The organism is Sediminibacillus albus (genome assembly GCF_900101125.1).
Classification (GTDB): domain Bacteria; phylum Bacillota; class Bacilli; order Bacillales; family Amphibacillaceae; genus Sediminibacillus; species Sediminibacillus albus.
Genome location: NZ_FNFL01000005.1, coordinates 103,959 through 121,258, shown reverse-complemented (window position 1 = coordinate 121,258; position 17,300 = coordinate 103,959). Strand labels below are relative to the sequence as shown.

Below are 17,300 nucleotides of genomic sequence, written 5' to 3'. Positions count from 1 at the left end.
GATTTGGCCTTGTAACCCATAATGAGAGGAATTGAATTTGAAAATGATAGATAATTTTTGGTCTGATTTACCGCGACCTTTTTTTGTACTGGCACCAATGGAAGATGTGACGGATGTTGTTTTTCGTCATGTAGTGAGTGAAGCAGCCAGACCTGATGTGTTTTTTACAGAATTTACAAACACGGAGAGTTATTGTCATCCACAGGGGCACCAGAGTGTGCGTGGGCGTTTGACTTTTACAGAGGATGAACAACCGATGGTGGCCCATATATGGGGAGATAAACCCGAATATTTCCGGCAAATGAGTATTGGGATGGCGAAAGAAGGCTTTCGGGGTGTGGATATCAATATGGGGTGTCCTGTCCAGAATGTAGCAGCAAATGGGAAGGGATGCGGTCTTATCCGTCGTCCGGAAGTTGCAGCAGAGCTGATACAAGCTGCAAAAGCAGGAGGCTTGCCTGTTAGTGTGAAAACAAGGCTTGGTTACACATATGTAGAGGAATGGCGCGACTGGCTTACGCACTTATTGGAACAAGACATTGTTAACCTTTCTATTCATCTGCGTACCAAAAAAGAAATGAGTAAGGTGGATGCGCATTGGGAACTAATCCCGGAGATTAAGAAACTTCGTGACCAGGTAGCACCAGATACACTTTTGACGATCAATGGGGATATCCCTGACCGTCAAACGGGCTTGAAGCTCGCTGAACAATACGGTGTGGATGGGGTTATGATTGGACGAGGTATTTTTAAAAATCCATTTGCCTTTGAGAAGCAGCCGAAAGATCATAGTAGCAAGGAATTGCTTGATCTTTTAAGGTTGCATCTGGATCTCTTTGATAAATATTCAAAATTAGAACCACGTCCGTTCAAGCCGCTTCGTCGCTTTTTTAAGATATATATCCGTGAGTTTCGAGGGGCAAATGAATTAAGAAATCAATTGATGAGTACAGAGTCAACAGATGAAGTGCGGACATTGCTTGATAACTTTGAGTTAAAGAATCTTGATGGGGAACAGTAGAAGTGTCCCAATTCAAGGTTAAAGCTAAGGGGAAGATAAATGGGGAGCCCCTCAAAAAGGCAGAGTTTATACTAAGTTGTTAATTGGCTGGTATGAGTGCGGTGTTAAACCGGACTTATACCAGCCAATTTTTGCTTTATGTTTGTTATTTTAGTAATCTATAATAGGTTATGAATACTCAAATTAAAAGTATGCTTGTGGTGGATTAAAACCACAGTTATTCAAAAAATAGAGCATGCAATGAATTTCTTTCATAACATGCCCTGATGCAACAATTGTCTATCCTATTTTTGAAGTATTTGATTGATATTTTTAATAGTACTGAAATGCATTCCCTCATGGTACAAACAAAAACTTATGCAGTCTCCAATCGTAACTAATTCTAATCCTGTAGATGTAGTATATGGTTTTTCTAATTTATCTTCTGTTCGATCAATTAATAGAGACTCCACTCTAACTAATTGTTCACGCAGTAACTGAAGTACTTCTTGCTTTTTTGGTATCTCTTTTTTCCATTCCTTTGGGGATGTGCCTGAATTGAAAAGTTCCTGTAATTCTTTAGGCGAATTTCCTACCTCACCAGTTAATTGAAATGCTAACTTCTCCGAAATAAGGTATATATGCCCTAAATTCCATTTAATATTGTTATTCAACCCGCGAGGTACAACTTCCATCCAATGATCATCTATCTCCCTCACATAATTTAGCGTGTTCTCACGTACAAAATTAAATTGATACAATAGAGAATTCCTCATTTCGCAACTCATCCTTTCTTCATTAATTTATGGAAATAGTCAGAAAGATTAACGGGCTAACACCGTTTTATCATTTGGAATAGTGGTTTGTTCTTTAAGAAATATAGTTATGACAGTACCAAGTAGCAATAAGATAGCTCCTACCCAAAATGAAAATGTGTAATCTCCAGTAAGTGAACGAATATAACCACCTAAAAACACTCCTAATGCAGCAAATATCTGATGAATAAACCAACTGAATCCTAGTATGCTACCCATTGCATTTTTTCCGAATTTATCACCAATGATACCAGTGACTAAAGGAATAATAGGCATCGAAGAAATACCATATACTACAGCGAATACATATAATTGCCAAATACTCGGAGACACTGCAAGCCAGATAAAGGCAAGAAATCGTACCAAATAAAGAACTACTAATAAACTTTTCTTTCCAAACATTCGAGTTAATTGGCCTGTCATCCACATCGAAACAGCACTCGTGAATGCAGCCATTCCAAGAAGCTGTCCGCCAAGTGCTTTTCCTCCCCCTAGATCAACTGCAAAATTTGGTAGATGCATAGTCACTAAATATAACGTAAATCCACATGTCGCAAAACCAAGTGTCGCAATCCAAAATTCCCGACTATGTAGTGCTTCTGACAATGAAGCACTTTCTACTGCTTTAAATACCGATGTAGAGGCTCCATCCGGTTTTTGATCAACATCATGAGGGTTATTTTTAACTAGGATTAATACTGCCGGAACAATTACAATCAGCATGATAAAGCCAAGAACAACAAAAGCTGACCGAAATCCTGTATTGGCAATTAGAAATCCTGTTAATGGTAAAAAGATTAGCTGACCAATATTCATACCCATAGAGCTTCTGGAAAGCATCTTAGCTCTTTTTTTTACATACCAACGGGAAACCAATACGGAATTTGCCATCGAACCACATCCTGCAAAACCGATAGCAGTTAATACACCATAATAAGTAAAGAATTGCCATACTTCTGTAGTAGTTGCTGAAAGTATAAAAGCAATTCCCATTAAAGCTGCACTACTAGCGATAACTGATTTGGGGCCAAAACGATCAATTAACCTACCCATAATTGGCTGAAAAATTCCCCATGTAATCATATTTAGAGACACTGCTAGGCTAAGAATCGTTAAATCCCATCCATATGCATCATTTAGTGGAGCAAAAAATTGTCCTGCAGTTAGATTTAATCCAAATGCTCCCATCAAAGTAACAAAACTAACAATAACAACTTTTGAACCTAAAAAAGACTGCTGCATAAAATCCCCCCTAAATTATTAACCACTATTAATGGCGTTTGATGGTTAATAATATATAGTGTTATAATTAACCTGTCAAGTATGTTATTATAGGTTAAATATTAAAAAGGGAGTGATTTTATTGACTGCTGAAACAAAATTCCCACTTATTTCTGGTGATATATCTTTAGATTTAGTAAATACCGAGTTAGTTCGACACGGAAAACGACAAGATTTATTGACAGAGCCAAAACATGTTGTAGAATGGTTCAATATTTTAAGAAAAAATGATGTACTATTTGATGAGCAAATTAGTACACATGTAGAACAATGGGCAAATGATGCATTACCATATTTACGTAATTTACGGGCCTTTCTACGTGAGGGGTATGAACAGGTAGCAGATGGAAGAGAATTTTCTGGTGATTGGTTAACATACTTGCAATCTTTAATAAAAGAGGCCCCTTTTTCTTATGGATTAAAAGATGATAATCTCATTCCCGTACCAATTAGTAATTCTACGAATGCTTTGACAGCATTAATAGCATACGATGCATTAAGCCTTTATGTGTCTAATAAATTGCAAAGCATACATCGGTGTGCGAATCCAGAATGTGTATTACTGTTTATTGATACTAGAGGAAGACGGAAATGGTGCTCCATGAAGATTTGTGGCAATAGAAAAAAGGTAACTCGTCATCAGCAAAAGAATAATAAAGAGAAATAAGCCTATAGGACAGGCTTATAAAGAGCAGAATAGTGTTAGGTGGTATAAGATTACACAGGTAGTTAAGTGGCTCAGGGGGATAACAATGGATCGCATTATTTTAGAAAAGTTTGAATACAATGATTTTCCTTTTTATTTTAATCTCGTATCTAATGAATCAGTAATGGCGATGATTACTGAACGGTCAATACCATTTAATGAAGCACAAGGAAATTTTCAAAAATTATTAGATAGGAATAAAAAGTTTGTAGAATTCGGGACATATAAAGTATATGACAACCAAACCAATAAATTTATAGGACTTGGGAAGTTGATTTTAAACGAAGAGAAACAGAATGAAGCAGAACTAGGTTACATGCTATTACCTGAGTATTGGGGACAAGGATATGGTAGTGAGATTGCTGGAATTTTAGTACAGAGAGCTAAAAAAACAAAGTTAAATCGTTTAACTGCTGTTATTGATCCCGAAAATATTTCTTCAAGAAGAATATTAGTGAAAAAAGGATTTATATCAGAAAAGATGTGTGAAATCGGAGGCTTACCTGGAGAAACTTTAAGTAAAGTTTTATAATTTGTCACCAGCGAGAGGCCCTTTTTTAATATAAAGTAGTAAGTTCTAAAACAGACTTTAACCCCAACTGATATAGTTGATGGAAAATTCAGGGGAGATGGTGTTGGGTTTATTTAGGAGAAGTAGAATAGAAAAGGAGAGGTTATGTGGATTTAAAAATATTAGCATCAGAAATCGCAAATATCTATGAACAAAATCCGAAAGTTGAAGCCGTTTTATTAGGAGGTTCCGTTTCACGAAATTGGCATGATGAACATTCGGATATTGAACTATTTGTCTTTTGGAAAGGAGATCCTACTGACGAAGAAAGGAAGGATCCAATCGTAAAATTAAATGGTAAGATTATTGATTTTCATCCCTATGAGGAGGAGGGATGGTCAGAAGCTTACATAACTCAAGGTGTAAAATTAGAAATAAGCAATTTTCTAACTGATATAATCAACAAATATATAAATGATGTGACTATATCTTTTGATACAGATTTAGATAAGCAATGTATTGTAGCTACGGTTTATAATGGAGCTGCTCTCAACGGTGATTTAGTTATTAATGCAATGAAAGAGAAAGTAAGTAAATATCCTTATGAATTAAGTGTGGCTATGGTAATGGAGAATATTTGTTTAGGAAACAGATGGACTAATCGCCAGGCGTTACTAGAGCGTCAAGATTGGTTAATGCTTTATAAAGTAATGGTAGCTGTCCAAACCAATTTAATGGGAATGTTATTCGGGTTAAACCGTCAATTCGTACACCACCCAGCCTTTAAGTGGCAAAAGCATACACTTCGTTCAATGGAAATCACTCCTAAAAATATATCCAATCGCTTAGAGTCTATTTTTCTTGATGATCCAAAGGTTTCTATAAGAGAATTAGAAATAATAATTGAGGAAATGTATGAACTAATACAACGTGAGCTTCCACAAATAGATTTATCTTCCGTTCTTGGAAAATCGCTATTTTTGAGACCGAAAAATGAAATAAAATAAAACTTCGTTAAGCTAACGGTGCTGATTATGAAAGAGAGCCCAAGACATTTATTGTTATTCTCTTTCTCATATATTAATAGTATTTGTTATAAGATTCTTGTCTGATCCTTTAACTTAGTAAGCTCTGAATTACATCGATTGAGGCAGTGTTTTTACGAAAATTAAGTGTAGCAGCATAGTGTTTCCGATTTTTCAGGCACTGTTTTTTATGCACTTGTTTATTTTAATTATGTAGCTAATTAGGAGTTTCCTTTTCCAGCTTGGTTAAAAGAAGTTTAAGTTTTTGTTTTACGACTTATTATAATGGAGAAAATGATGATAAACAGACCAATTAACATAAGAATAGATACACTTTCATTTAGAAACAAAGAGCCAAGAAGCACACCAATTACCGGGATAAAATAGTTTGAAAAAGAAGCAAATACTGCCCCTTCCATATGAATTAAGAGATTATATAACCAATAAACAAATCCCGTTTGAAATATCCCTAAAATAAGTAGATTGATAATATCAGCTATATTGAGTGTAGTAAGTGTCGGATTTTCAATGATAAAAGTGACTGGTATTAAAATAACAGAGGCTATACACAATATATTTCTCATGGACACAACTGTTGTTTCAGACGGCAAGTATTGCATGAAAACCAAAGCACTTGCATAACTGATTGAAGCGATTAAGAGAGCTATGGAACCTGCTATTCCATTAGAGAATAAATTAGCACCGATGGATGGCAAAAAAATGAAAACAATCCCAATAAACCCTGATATTACACCTGTCGTTTGATAGAGGTTTAGTTTCTTCCGAAATACTACTCTCACCATAAGCAGTGTCCATATGGGGGTAGTACCGATCAAAATTGAAGCAATACTACTATTTACTCTTTGTTGCCCCCATGCGACTAAGAAAAATGGAATGACCGCTTCCAATAAGGCAATTGAGACATATAGGACATAAGTAAGGTGACTTCTCTGTTCTTCACTTTTATGAGTTGGATTCTTGTTGAGAATAGCGACAACAGTTAAAGTAATGGCTCCTAAGGTTGATCGAATCGCCGCCAATGCGACAGGGTCCACCTTGTCTAATACTTTTTCAGCAAAGTAAAACTGTGAACCCCAAATAACACTTATAAGTATTAAAAATATATATTTTTTTCTCATAATCTATTCTCTTCCTTTATTCATTATTTCAACAGTTTCATTATAATAAGAAAGTGTCATCATTAATAACGTCTATAGTTGATATCATTATCACTTTTTTTAATAAAGGGGTTTTACAAAATGGATATAGAAAATATGAAGGCTTTCGTAACAGTTGCTGAATTAGGAAGCATATCGGCTTCTGCAATGAAACTAAATCATCTCCAATCCAACATGACGGCTAAAATAAAAAAGATTGAAACATATTATAGCCAAGAGCTTTTCCATAGATCATCAAAAGGAGTAACTTTAACTGAACCTGGTAAAAAACTATACCACCAATTCAAACAGATGCTGTTACTTTGGGAAGAAACAGAAATGAAAATGGGGAAAAGCAAGGAAAAACTACGGGTTGGTACGATGATATCAATTGGAGGAGCAATGTTCTCAGAGGCCTTGCAAAAACTCTATGAATCTTATCCAGATCTTTCTGTGACGTTTAAAACGGGCTCAACTAAGTATTTAGAGGAACAAGTCATTCTTGGTCACCTCGATATTGCCTATACAATAGGAACATTACATAATAAAAAAGTTCATTATCAAAAAGCTGGTTTAGAAGAAATGGTTATTATCGGGAAAGGGATCAACTCAAATGTGGACTTTTATGATTATTTATTTGGAAAGGACGTAATTACATTATCTAAAGAGTGTTTGTATTTTACTAAATTAGATCAAATATACACCGACCATAATATTGAACAAGGGGAAATCATAGAGGTTAGCGACTTCGAAACATTAGTTAAATTTTCAAGCATTGGCATGGGAATAGCTATTGTTTCCAGGCACGTAGCCAATCGTTTTAATGTGAAAGATTTCTTAGAGATTCCCTCTCCATATAAACACATTGACTTATATTTAATCAGAAGGCTTAATCATGAATTTTCATATATAGAAATGCAACTTATGGAGCTAAGTAAATTAGCCTGATAAGATAAACAAAATGCTGAAAAGTTATTTGTACATGAATAAATTCTAATTCAATAAACGGTTGCTTTTCTGGGTTAAATAGTCGCGTTTTTTTGCTAACGAGGTAGGTTTGAGCAATAAAAGCTAATTATAAAAGAGACTTGAAAGGGGGGCGTTGTTTTATAAAAATGGCAGATAACTACAAGCGGGCCGTGGTTTTTGAATGAGGAGGAGATATTTATGGGGGAAAACATTAATTATAAATTCTGGACGATTTGTATGATAAGAGATCAAAGCAAAGTTCTACTGCTTAATAGACAGCATGATGAGTTAAAGGGATATATTCCTCCTGGTGGAAAAGTGGAGTTTCCTGAAAGTTTTGTGGACGGTGCCATGCGAGAGGTAAAAGAGGAGACTGGGCTAGAGGTGAGAAACCTTGTTTACAAAGGTCTGTATGAGTTTGTGAATCCGGAAAAAAGCGACCGCTATATGATTTTTAATTACATAACGGATGACTTCAGCGGTAAGTTGCTGAAAAATCCACCAGAGGGAGAGCCGATGTGGGTGAATATTGACGAAGCCGTACATCTCCCCATGCAGATTGCAACGAAAATAAGCTTCCCTTACTTTTTTAAGGAAGGTACATTTGAAATTCAAATCTATTGGGATAATGAAAAAGATCAAGAAGGAGAAGTAATTGTTAAAAGGACGTAATTCCATATCATCGCTTATTCATCTTTTAAATAAAGCCTATAACCAATTTAGCTAAAAACCTAAAAGTTATCTAAATTTTTTCTCTTTTTAATCACCTAAAAACAGGATATTAATAGAGCAATCGAGAAAATATAATGTGCTAGATAATCGTCTAAAATGTCCGGAAAGGGAGGAATGGTTATGGGCCAGGTAGTTTTAAGTATCTCTATGTCACTTGATGGATTTGTAGCAGGAAGTAATGATTGTCAACAAAAACCTTTAGGAGACGACGGAGATACATTGCATGCTTGGATGTTTTCTGGAGATAGAACAAGTGAGGTAAATACGTTTTTTAAACTTTCACAGATTGACCGAAAAGTTTTCGATTCAGCAGCTGAAAAAACAGGCGCTATGATTGTTGGCAGACGTACTTACGACATCGTTAAAGGATGGGGTGAAAGTCACCCTTTAAAAAATGTTCCTGTATTTGTCCTTACTCATAGTCTCCCTGACGAGCACCCGGAGGGTAGTACGCCATTTACTTTTATAACGGACGGGATTGAACAAGCGGTAAAACAAGCAAAGCGAGCAGCTGGTACGAAGGATGTAAGCGTCGGCACCGCAAGTGTCGCACAACAATGCATACAAGCTGGTTTGCTAGAGGCATTGGATTTACATATCGCTCCTGTCCTGCTTGGTAAGGGTGTGCGTTTATTTGACCATATTGGACAAGACACGGTCAGATTGAAATCAACTGAAGTGCTTGAAGGTAAAGGCGTTGTGCATGTTAAATATGACATTGTGAAATAGAGACCAAACGGGAAAGTGTATATACGAAAGAATTGGTGCAGCCGTTCTTCGTCACGATTATGAGTTTCTATGTTGATTCGGGATTACTGACATACAGTAAATCAATTCTTGCAAATTTTAAATAAAAACAGCCTTCTCTTTAAAAGGAAAAGGCTGATTTTTTCTCTTGTATTAGGTTTTCTGATTAAACTTATTGATTAGGGTATTGTCCTTATCCACCAATCCTAACGCGAACGCTTTTTCCATGATACCCATTACTTCCTGGGTGCGTTTGGGATTATCTGTGTAATTCATCTGCGTTTCTAAAGCACTCCGATGAAAGTCAGACATTTTTCTGGAATTTTTTTCATTAACAACTTGTTCTTCGTCCAGAAGCTCCTGAAACTTAGAAAAAGAAATATCTTCCTGTTGTTCACGCAGACTTGTACCATCCCTTAATTGGTTCCGTAAATGAGCAGAAACCGTTAGGCGACTGTATGCTGCAAACTGTGTATTATCTGGTGTGATTCTCATATCTTAAAAAACTCCTATTCTACTTCAATGTATAAATTTTCATATAACGTGTTATTTGGTGGATAGTAGTTGTTTGCAGAAATGGTGAATCTTCCACTGGAAACAGCAGATAACGGAAAGCCAATATACTTAATTGTACCTATCACATTATTACCGCTGTCGGTTACGTCTTCATCATCTAAAGCTTTAAAGGTTTGGGAGGTGATATTATTTCCATTATTGAACACTCGGAATGTTCCTTGTTGCATCGTACCTTCTACATAGACGGCTAAGTATCCTGTTTCTCCACCCATTGGATTTACAGCACTTTGCTGGTTAAAGTTAATATCTTCCCATACATAACCGGCTGCATCCGAAGTAACACCAAATATTTGGACATCTGTTAGTTCCGGAGCAGGTGCTGCCGATGCTTGATCAGCCGGTAATAAAGGAATGGCCAGAAAAGCAATAAAAAGTAACCCTAAAAATTTTTTCATCAATCGTCCTCCTCTTTAATGGTAATAAATTCCTTTAAATCCATCATAACCCAAGTTTATACAAAAAACAACAATTTCCAGAAAAAACTTGATATGTTGATTTAGGTAGTCTAATGAATCGTGATTTTATAAACGAACTGGTAGTTTGGTTGAAAAATAAGACTGTTACTATTTGAATCTTTTTACTATCATTAATCGTAAGGATATGACACAAGCGCAGATGTCAGTTATAACAAGGGGATTAGAAGTGATTGGTTGGCTTAATGTTGGGGGTCTCTTACTAGGATTACTTGCTTTGATACTTGCTATTGTGAATGTCATGCGTGTAAAGAATGATGCTCATAATGGTACGATCATTCTTTCGATTATGAGCTTGAGTGCTTGTGTTATTTCGCTGTTTTTCCAGCTTTTTAATACCTATCTATGAGTAAGAATTGAGGATTGGTCTGCTCTTATGGACACAATGGGGGCTAAGGTTTCCGTTGCTGCTGTTCTTCTCATCGTGGTTATTTTTCTAAATGTAATTACATGGATTGTATATCGTAACAAACGACAAGGAAGATTCGAGATAAAAAATCAGGTTTCATATAGGCGGTTTATATGGAGGAGGGTTAAGGTGGACATTTTATTTGTACTCTTTCTCTTTGTTCTAATCATTTATTTAAATATCGGGTTATATTTACCATTTCAAAAGGTAGATGAAAAAGATATTGAGAGAAATTTAAGGAATTTAAAAAAGCATCAATGGTTTCAAAACTATCTTGAAGATAAAAAGCTTAGAGAACTGATCATACATGATAAAGATGTGCGCAAATCTATTGGGAAACTCAACAGTAAAAAAATAGAGAGAAATTCGTATCAAAAAAGGTGTCAAAAGAAACTACAGAGAGTATTAATACAAAGGAAGAAGTGAATTTTTTCACCAACACTATTAACAACAAAGTTATTCGGATCGATACTAACCGAGAAACCAGCTTCTCCATTGACAATACCGCGGATCATTAAGCCTCCCATCGGGTTACTATGGTCATCACTAAATTCTATTTTTTCAATGTTTTTATAATTGTTTTTTAGCTAGCTTTCAACTGCTTTCTTTGCTTTGTGGGTTGTGTCATCGTCGTAGGTTTCTGTATTTAAGTTCACATTGCACCTGAAGACGCAGGAGTTCCCTTGTTTGATACGACAGTAATTCATGCAAGAGAAGCAGTAAATAAGGCGTTAGACCATATTAGGCAAGTGGACTAGTATTCATTATAACGGTGCAGGATTAATACTATATTTGTTGAAGTACTAATGAAACAGGCGTGTTTATTCCCATAGGGAGGGATATCTTTATGAAAAAAACAGTTTTGTTTATTCATAGTGCTGGTCCCCAAGGTCAGGGTCAGGGAAGCAGTAATTTGTCTTCCTATTTAAGTAAGCAACTTGGAGATAACTATCAATTTGTTTCTCCTGAAATGCCTGAACCAGAAAATCCAGCATATGTATCTTGGAAGAAGCAGCTTGAAAAAGAACTCAATAAACTTACCGGAGAAATAATTTTAGTTGGTCATTCATTGGGTGGTTCTGTCTTACTGAAGTACCTAACAGAGCAATCATCAAACCTGGTTTTTTCCGGTTTGTTTATTATTGCCTCACCATTTTGGGGATTGGATGAAAAGTGGCAGTCAAAAGAATTCACACTCCAGCCTAATTTCGAACATAAGCTCCCTGGTATACCGAGTTTGTTCCTTTATCATAGTGCGGATGAAGATATCGTCCCTTTTACACACCATAAAGCCTATGCGGAAAAGCTTCCGCAAGCAACCGCACGGGAACTGGAAGGAAAACAACATTTATTTGATCAAGGATTACCTATACTGGTTCAAGATATAAAAGGCTTGTAAAGTACTCTGTTAAACATTTGTTCTGGGAAAGATGGGGTATCTTGCGTATGTTTGTTGTTTATCGGCATAGTGAAAGTTTACCTCGGCAAAAAGAGAATGAAGGAGAAAAACCATGAATAAAAATACTGCATTGATTATCATCGATGTACAAGAAGCCTTTGAAGATGAGAAATGGGGAGAGAGAAACAACCTTCATGCAGAAGTGAACATTAGCAGACTTCTGACTCTATGGAGAGAAAAAGGGTGGAAGGTCATCCATGTTCAGCATACGTCAGACAATCCTGACTCGCTATTTTTCCCAAACAATAGCGGGTTTGCCATTAAACAGTCGGTGCAGCCGGAGGATGGAGAAGATGTTATTACCAAGAAAGTAAACAGCAGCTTTATTGGTACGAATATGGAAAAACCACTCATACAACAAGACATATCAACTGTGGTCATAACAGGGCTGACTACCCCTCATTGTGTAGCCACTACCACACGAATGAGCGGCAATTTAGGCTTCCTTACATACCTTGTTTCAGACGCAACGGCAGCCTTTGGATTAACTGATCAAAGGGACATCTATTATGATGCCGAGACTATCCATAATGTCTCACTGGCCACCTTGCATGATGAATTTGCAACAGTCCTTTCTACAGAACAGCTCCTGGATAAAACCCGGGAGGAAAGCTAAGTCAATCGGCACCATGTTATTAAGAGACATAGTATCGTTAATTTTTGATGCGCTTACACTAGGAATCGGGTTTATGCAGGATAGGTCAATAGGAGGGAGCAAAAAGTAATTATTGTTTAATATTACAATTTAATTCAAGGAGAGTGTTATATGGAAATACACGAAGACAATGTAACCGGGGGTGAGATAACAGCATTAATATTGGACCACCTTCAAAGCATGGCTATTCATTCCCCTCCTGAAAGCAGGCATGCGCTTAATCTCGAAGGTTTAAGAGAGTCCGATATTACGTGTTGGAGCGCATGGGAAGGTAATGAATTACTTGGCTGTGGAGCGCTAAAAGAACTTGGTGATACTCATGGAGAGATAAAATCAATGAAAACGGCCTCCAATCATCTAAGGAAGGGCGTTTCGAAGAAAATCCTTCAACACATCATAGAAGAAGCCCGAACCCGCGGCTATAAAAGGTTGAGCTTGGAAACTGGCTCGATGGAAGCTTTTGTCCCTGCACGGAAATTATATGAAAGCTTTGGATTTCACTATTGCCCACCATTTGCTTCCTACAAGGAAGATGAAAATAGCATGTTTATGATGAAAGAGATTTAGGATTCTTATACAACTGATGGACGTTTCTCTTCTCCTACGCGTGATAATACGATTGGACAGTAAACGAAAGGGCTCGAGCTTTGAGACATTACAAGACATTTTATCATTTCCTCTAAGTATAGAAATGCTTTGAAATTGGAAAAGGAAGCTGTAACGTGTTAGACCATTAGTAAATGTAATAACAGATTCCCTAGAAAAGACAGAAAACAACAATGAAGAACTTATTTTTTTTGCCTTTTTCGGCTGACGGATGGAGCGGAAGGATTAAGCCATATGTTGGTTAGTCTTGGGGTTGGCGGTATTATTAATGTCTGTCTTAGATACCGATGGTCATTATGGTCTTTGCTTTAGGGTTTTTATGGGGTTAAAATGTATTTTTACTGACGATAATTTATGCTAACATAGGTTCTAACTTTAACTGGATGGTGAGCCTCATGTTTAAGTCAAATGTTGCAAATTATACATTGAAGTTTATTTGGTTGTGGGTTATCTACACAATAGTTGTTTCTAGCCAGGAGGGTATCAGGAGTAATAACGTGTTGTTGCCCATTGTAACAAGTGGATATCTATTCTTTTCTTTTATTTATCTGAGAAAGGCGTTAAAAGCGAAAAGACAAGAGAGCCAATCAAATACATAATAAGACTCGAATTCCTGCTGTAAATTTCCGGGTCTGTTTGAGATGTGGAAAGATGTTTTTACTTCTATTGAACGAAATCATCCTCATTTAAACCGCTAATTTCAAATACTTCATTCTTATTGTAATATCTTGCCAAAAACACGACTTGGCTATTGACACCTTTTAGGGCTGTAAAGACGGTTGCTTGTCCTTTTATCGTTCCATCTTCATTTAACCAAGTAGCTTGTTGTTCCAGTACAATAAAATAATCCTTTGAAAAACGATGAATGGTGGCGAGTTTTAAATTAGCTCTTGAAATCCAAGCTTCTAACTCTTGATGATTTATTTTCCTTTTCCCTTTGGGCCTATTATTTCCAATTCATCAGAAATTACTTTTGATAATCCTCCATATCCTCTTGATTTGAATAATCAATCCATTTTTAGCTTCTATGTTCTGAATTGTTTGTTGATTCCCTTCCGGCCACGATACCTCTTAAATAATATTCAATCGTATAATGCGCGAAGTCGTCATGATTCATTAAACCTTTTATTTACAAGCACGCTGTATAAAAAAGGATCCAGAAATAGCATTAGCTGAATCGTGAAAAGTTGAAGGGGATGTATTCCTATGATGCTCTTTAATTATTTTTAAGATAGTCTATAATGACACTTTCACCAATCAGCAGAAGATAGGTAATATATAGAACAGTCGACCAGCCAATAAAACAGGCTAAGAATATAATGTATTAAGACTGGTGACTAAAGGTTTATTACAGTTCGATTAACTGCGGGGCACATCCCCGGTAAGAATTTTTCTAGAATAGTTTTAACCTTATTCAAAAAATTAATAGAAGGAGGTAAAATGGATGAAAAAGCCAAATTCGAATAAGAATGAATGCTTTCCAGAGGTAATTTGCTGCCCAACCGGAAGTTCCTTATGCCGAATGAAGAGTCCTAGAAGGCCGGCCTTTACCAGAGTGATTGAACCGGGACCTACTGGACCAACTGGGCCTCCTGGACCAACAGGGCCAACCGGACCGACAGGAGCAACTGGGGCAACGGGACCTGCAGGGCCAACCGGAGCAACCGGGCCAGCCGGAGCAACTGGAGCGACCGGAGCAACCGGGCCAGCTGGAGCAACCGGAGCAACCGGGCCAGCTGGAGCAACCGGGCCAACCGGGCCAACCGGACCGACAGGAGCAACTGGGGCAACGGGACCTGCAGGGCCAACCGGAGCGACCGGAGCAACCGGGCCAGCTGGAGCAACTGGGCCAGCCGGACCAACCGGAGCAACCGGGCCGACTGGAGCGACCGGAGCAACCGGTGCAACTGGAGCGACCGGACCAGCTGGGCCAACCGGAGCAACTGGAGCAACCGGGCTAGCCGGAGCAACCGGTGCAACGGGACCAACTGGACCAGCAGGTGGTTTATCAGAATTCGGGTATATTTATAATTTCGGTGCTCAAGTTGTACCTTTAGAAGCTCCTATTCTTTTTGATTCAAATGGAATATTAACGCCTGGAATTACGCATGCCCCCGGAACCTCTCAAATTATAGTTACCAATCCGGGAGACTATGAGGTGACTTTTTCAGTGTCGGGTGTAGAACCCAACCAATTTACACTGTTTTTAAATGGTACGCCGGTTACGAACACAGTCTACGGTTCAGGTGCCGGAACTCAGCAAAATAACGGTCAGGCTATAATTGCCATAGCAGCTGGCGATACTCTTACCCTTCATAATCATACTTCTGCTGCTGCCGTTACCCTGCAAACTTTGGCAGGAGGCACACAAACAAACGTAAACGCATCTATCATTATTAAAAAATTAGATTAATAATAACCAAACGGTCCAGTAGAAAACATTTCTTAAGTTCTAACTCGGAACTCAATAATCTTCTAATTCGTACAACTTAGAATATGATTAAGAAACTTTTTAAATCGACACCGTTTTTATTATAAAACCTCCTGGATAGGGAGGTTTTATAATTTAGGATAAGATAAAATTAAAAAAAGGTTTACTAGTATAATTAAATAGGAGAGAACTTAAAGTGAGAAATTTGGAGATGAGAAGGCCTTCCTCATATGATATAGAGAATCAAAGGGAATGGTTTGTTGCCAAAGAGCTGTAAGGGGGATGAAGTTGTTGGAATTAGAAGAATCACAAAATAAACCTGACCTATACAAGAAAATAAAAATTGTAAAAGGAGAGGGCTTTATAACAATTGAAGATACGAAAAAGCTGACCAATCAAGAATTGATGGAACTTATAGAGGACTTGAGGGATAAATCATTTATCAAAGCTGCTAAAAACGTAAATATCGTTTTTAATAATCAGATTAACAAAGAAGTAGACTTTCTTTTAAGAAATAATGATTTTAAGCTGCACGGAGAAACCGTTACCGTTTACAAGCTGCTTGCTGAACTATCCGAAGGTAAACCAGGTTTTTCCTTAAGGAACTTAAATGATATATCTATTACTAGTTTCAAAGATATTTGGAGAGCGTCTATGGAAGGATCATTAAATGAGCCACCCTCCTTAAGTATCGATGAACAAATGCGTAGTGTAGAAGTGGAATTAGGTCCAAGCTATAAGAAGTCATGTATGGCTGCTTATGAAAATGTTCGTCCAATTGGTGTCATTATCCCTCATATAGAGCCTGGTACGCTAGATGAGGGGAGGATGTTTTATTTTGGCTTAGTTCCGAGAGAAAGAGGAAAGGGTAAGAGTAAAATACTTCATCAACAGGCGTTAAATATATTAAAAAGCGAACTTAAGGCTAGTTATTATATTGGTTGTACAGGAGTTAGTAATTTACCAATGCTTAAAACGTTTGAGAACAATGGATGTACAGTTTTGGAAGTGAATAAGGTGTACAAAAGGAAAGCTAAAATGTGATTGTCTTTTCTATTCAATGGTATGCCTGTGTCTTTTTCCGGCTTAGACTTACAGGATATGTAGATACAGGTGATTTCCGAATATTTCATGAAACAGACTTTTAGCAGGTAATAATCTTTATTGAAAAGACAGATGTCTTTCTTTGAAAATGAGAGGTCAGTTATATGCCAAACCAAAAGCGAAACATAATCATACTAATTTTTTTCATATGTGCGTTCCTGCTTAGCGGATGTGATTCAAAAAATAAAATGGATTATTACGATGACACGAAAAGTACAGATTTATCCCAAGCCAGGATTCATACAATAACAATTAATGCAACAGAGCAGCAGGTAAGGAAGGAATTCGGTGAACCAGATTTCATTGAGGAAGTAGAAAATCCTGAAGCAACCTATTACATATACGGTAATGATAAGGAAGATTATAGTCTGGATGTTATGTTGACTGATGGCAAAGTAAAACGATTTTTTATTGGAAAAGATGTTTTTAACTCGGAAATAGCAACCTTAATTGGGAAGTCTAAAGAAGAAATTGTTAAATTATTGGGCAATGATTATTATGAGCGTAATGATACTGGATCAGTGGTGATTGGATATTTTGATAAATCGCATCAAAAAAATATCGAATTGATCATGGATGAAACTGTCACAGGCATCATCGTATCAGAAATACCATGAGGGAAGCTCCGGGAAAGCATTGCGTAT

Annotated in this window: 19 protein-coding genes; 14 read left to right on the top strand and 5 right to left on the bottom strand. The window is 37.1% G+C overall.

What is annotated here, in order from left to right; all coding sequences use genetic code 11:
• Positions 1 to 43 precede the first annotated feature (43 nt).
• The gene (locus BLR93_RS13630; RefSeq protein ID WP_093215852.1) at positions 44 to 1,021 is read left to right on the top strand and encodes a tRNA dihydrouridine synthase; all 978 of its coding nucleotides are present in this window, start codon (positions 44 to 46) and stop codon (positions 1,019 to 1,021) included.
• 284 nt (positions 1,022 to 1,305) lie between these two features.
• Here BLR93_RS13630 and BLR93_RS13625 read toward each other — a convergent pair whose 3' ends face one another.
• Complete coding sequence (locus BLR93_RS13625; protein ID WP_093215623.1) at positions 1,306 to 1,776, bottom strand: DinB family protein; 471 nt, start codon at positions 1,774 to 1,776, stop codon at positions 1,306 to 1,308.
• Positions 1,777 to 1,824: 48 nt separating this feature from the next.
• Positions 1,825 to 3,057 (bottom strand): MFS transporter, encoded by a 1,233-nt coding sequence (locus BLR93_RS13620; RefSeq protein ID WP_093215621.1) that lies wholly within the window; start codon positions 3,055 to 3,057, stop codon positions 1,825 to 1,827.
• A gap of 121 nt (positions 3,058 to 3,178) precedes the next feature.
• On the opposite strand from BLR93_RS13620, the gene BLR93_RS13615 reads away from it, so the two are divergent.
• From BLR93_RS13615 to BLR93_RS13605, 3 genes are all read left to right on the top strand, one after another.
• Positions 3,179 to 3,763 carry a CGNR zinc finger domain-containing protein gene (locus BLR93_RS13615; RefSeq protein WP_093215618.1) on the top strand — a complete coding sequence of 195 codons (585 nt, stop codon included), beginning with the start codon at positions 3,179 to 3,181 and terminating at the stop codon, positions 3,761 to 3,763.
• Positions 3,764 to 3,848: 85 nt separating this feature from the next.
• On the top strand, positions 3,849 to 4,334 hold the full coding sequence (locus tag BLR93_RS13610) for a GNAT family N-acetyltransferase (protein ID WP_093215615.1): 486 nt from the start codon (positions 3,849 to 3,851) through the stop codon (positions 4,332 to 4,334).
• Between the two features lie 146 nt (positions 4,335 to 4,480).
• Positions 4,481 to 5,320, top strand: a complete 840-nt coding sequence (locus BLR93_RS13605; RefSeq protein WP_093215613.1) for a DUF4037 domain-containing protein — start codon at positions 4,481 to 4,483, stop codon at positions 5,318 to 5,320.
• A 275-nt stretch (positions 5,321 to 5,595) separates the two neighbouring features.
• Here the strand turns inward: BLR93_RS13605 and BLR93_RS13600 are convergent, their stop codons facing one another.
• A complete protein-coding gene (locus tag BLR93_RS13600; RefSeq protein ID WP_093215610.1) occupies positions 5,596 to 6,477 on the bottom strand; it encodes a DMT family transporter in 882 nt (293 codons plus the stop codon).
• A 120-nt stretch (positions 6,478 to 6,597) separates the two neighbouring features.
• On the opposite strand from BLR93_RS13600, the gene BLR93_RS13595 reads away from it, so the two are divergent.
• From BLR93_RS13595 to BLR93_RS13585, 3 genes are all read left to right on the top strand, one after another.
• On the top strand, positions 6,598 to 7,443 hold the full coding sequence (locus BLR93_RS13595; protein WP_093215608.1) for a LysR family transcriptional regulator: 846 nt from the start codon (positions 6,598 to 6,600) through the stop codon (positions 7,441 to 7,443).
• A 219-nt stretch (positions 7,444 to 7,662) separates the two neighbouring features.
• Positions 7,663 to 8,136 (top strand): 8-oxo-dGTP diphosphatase, encoded by a 474-nt coding sequence (locus tag BLR93_RS13590; protein WP_175559373.1) that lies wholly within the window; start codon positions 7,663 to 7,665, stop codon positions 8,134 to 8,136.
• Between the two features lie 180 nt (positions 8,137 to 8,316).
• A complete protein-coding gene (locus tag BLR93_RS13585; protein WP_093215605.1) occupies positions 8,317 to 8,925 on the top strand; it encodes a dihydrofolate reductase family protein in 609 nt (202 codons plus the stop codon).
• A 171-nt stretch (positions 8,926 to 9,096) separates the two neighbouring features.
• Here the strand turns inward: BLR93_RS13585 and BLR93_RS13580 are convergent, their stop codons facing one another.
• Together BLR93_RS13580 and BLR93_RS13575 are read right to left on the bottom strand one after the other, a co-directional pair.
• A complete protein-coding gene (locus BLR93_RS13580) occupies positions 9,097 to 9,438 on the bottom strand; it encodes a hypothetical protein (protein ID WP_093215602.1) in 342 nt (113 codons plus the stop codon).
• 14 nt (positions 9,439 to 9,452) lie between these two features.
• Entirely contained in the window at positions 9,453 to 9,914 is a 462-nt protein-coding gene (locus BLR93_RS13575; protein ID WP_093215600.1) for a DUF4879 domain-containing protein, read from the bottom strand.
• A 616-nt stretch (positions 9,915 to 10,530) separates the two neighbouring features.
• Between BLR93_RS13575 and BLR93_RS18120 the strand changes: the two genes are divergently transcribed.
• The 7 genes from BLR93_RS18120 to BLR93_RS13535 all read left to right on the top strand — a co-directional run bounded on the left by BLR93_RS18120 (position 10,531) and on the right by BLR93_RS13535 (position 17,273).
• On the top strand, positions 10,531 to 10,827 hold the full coding sequence (locus tag BLR93_RS18120) for a hypothetical protein (RefSeq protein WP_175559372.1): 297 nt from the start codon (positions 10,531 to 10,533) through the stop codon (positions 10,825 to 10,827).
• Between the two features lie 421 nt (positions 10,828 to 11,248).
• The gene (locus BLR93_RS13565; protein WP_093215597.1) at positions 11,249 to 11,800 is read left to right on the top strand and encodes an alpha/beta fold hydrolase; all 552 of its coding nucleotides are present in this window, start codon (positions 11,249 to 11,251) and stop codon (positions 11,798 to 11,800) included.
• 112 nt (positions 11,801 to 11,912) lie between these two features.
• Positions 11,913 to 12,476, top strand: coding sequence for a cysteine hydrolase family protein (locus tag BLR93_RS13560; protein ID WP_093215595.1), 564 nt, complete (start codon positions 11,913 to 11,915; stop codon positions 12,474 to 12,476).
• A 150-nt stretch (positions 12,477 to 12,626) separates the two neighbouring features.
• A complete protein-coding gene (locus BLR93_RS13555) occupies positions 12,627 to 13,082 on the top strand; it encodes a GNAT family N-acetyltransferase (protein ID WP_093215592.1) in 456 nt (151 codons plus the stop codon).
• A 1,483-nt stretch (positions 13,083 to 14,565) separates the two neighbouring features.
• Positions 14,566 to 15,534: a BclA C-terminal domain-containing protein gene (locus BLR93_RS13545; protein ID WP_245690161.1), complete on the top strand. Its 969-nt coding sequence runs from the start codon at positions 14,566 to 14,568 to the stop codon at positions 15,532 to 15,534.
• Between the two features lie 309 nt (positions 15,535 to 15,843).
• Complete coding sequence (locus BLR93_RS13540; protein WP_139184428.1) at positions 15,844 to 16,596, top strand: GNAT family protein; 753 nt, start codon at positions 15,844 to 15,846, stop codon at positions 16,594 to 16,596.
• Positions 16,597 to 16,760: 164 nt separating this feature from the next.
• Positions 16,761 to 17,273 (top strand): hypothetical protein, encoded by a 513-nt coding sequence (locus BLR93_RS13535; RefSeq protein ID WP_093215587.1) that lies wholly within the window; start codon positions 16,761 to 16,763, stop codon positions 17,271 to 17,273.
• The last annotated feature ends 27 nt before the right edge of the window (positions 17,274 to 17,300 follow it).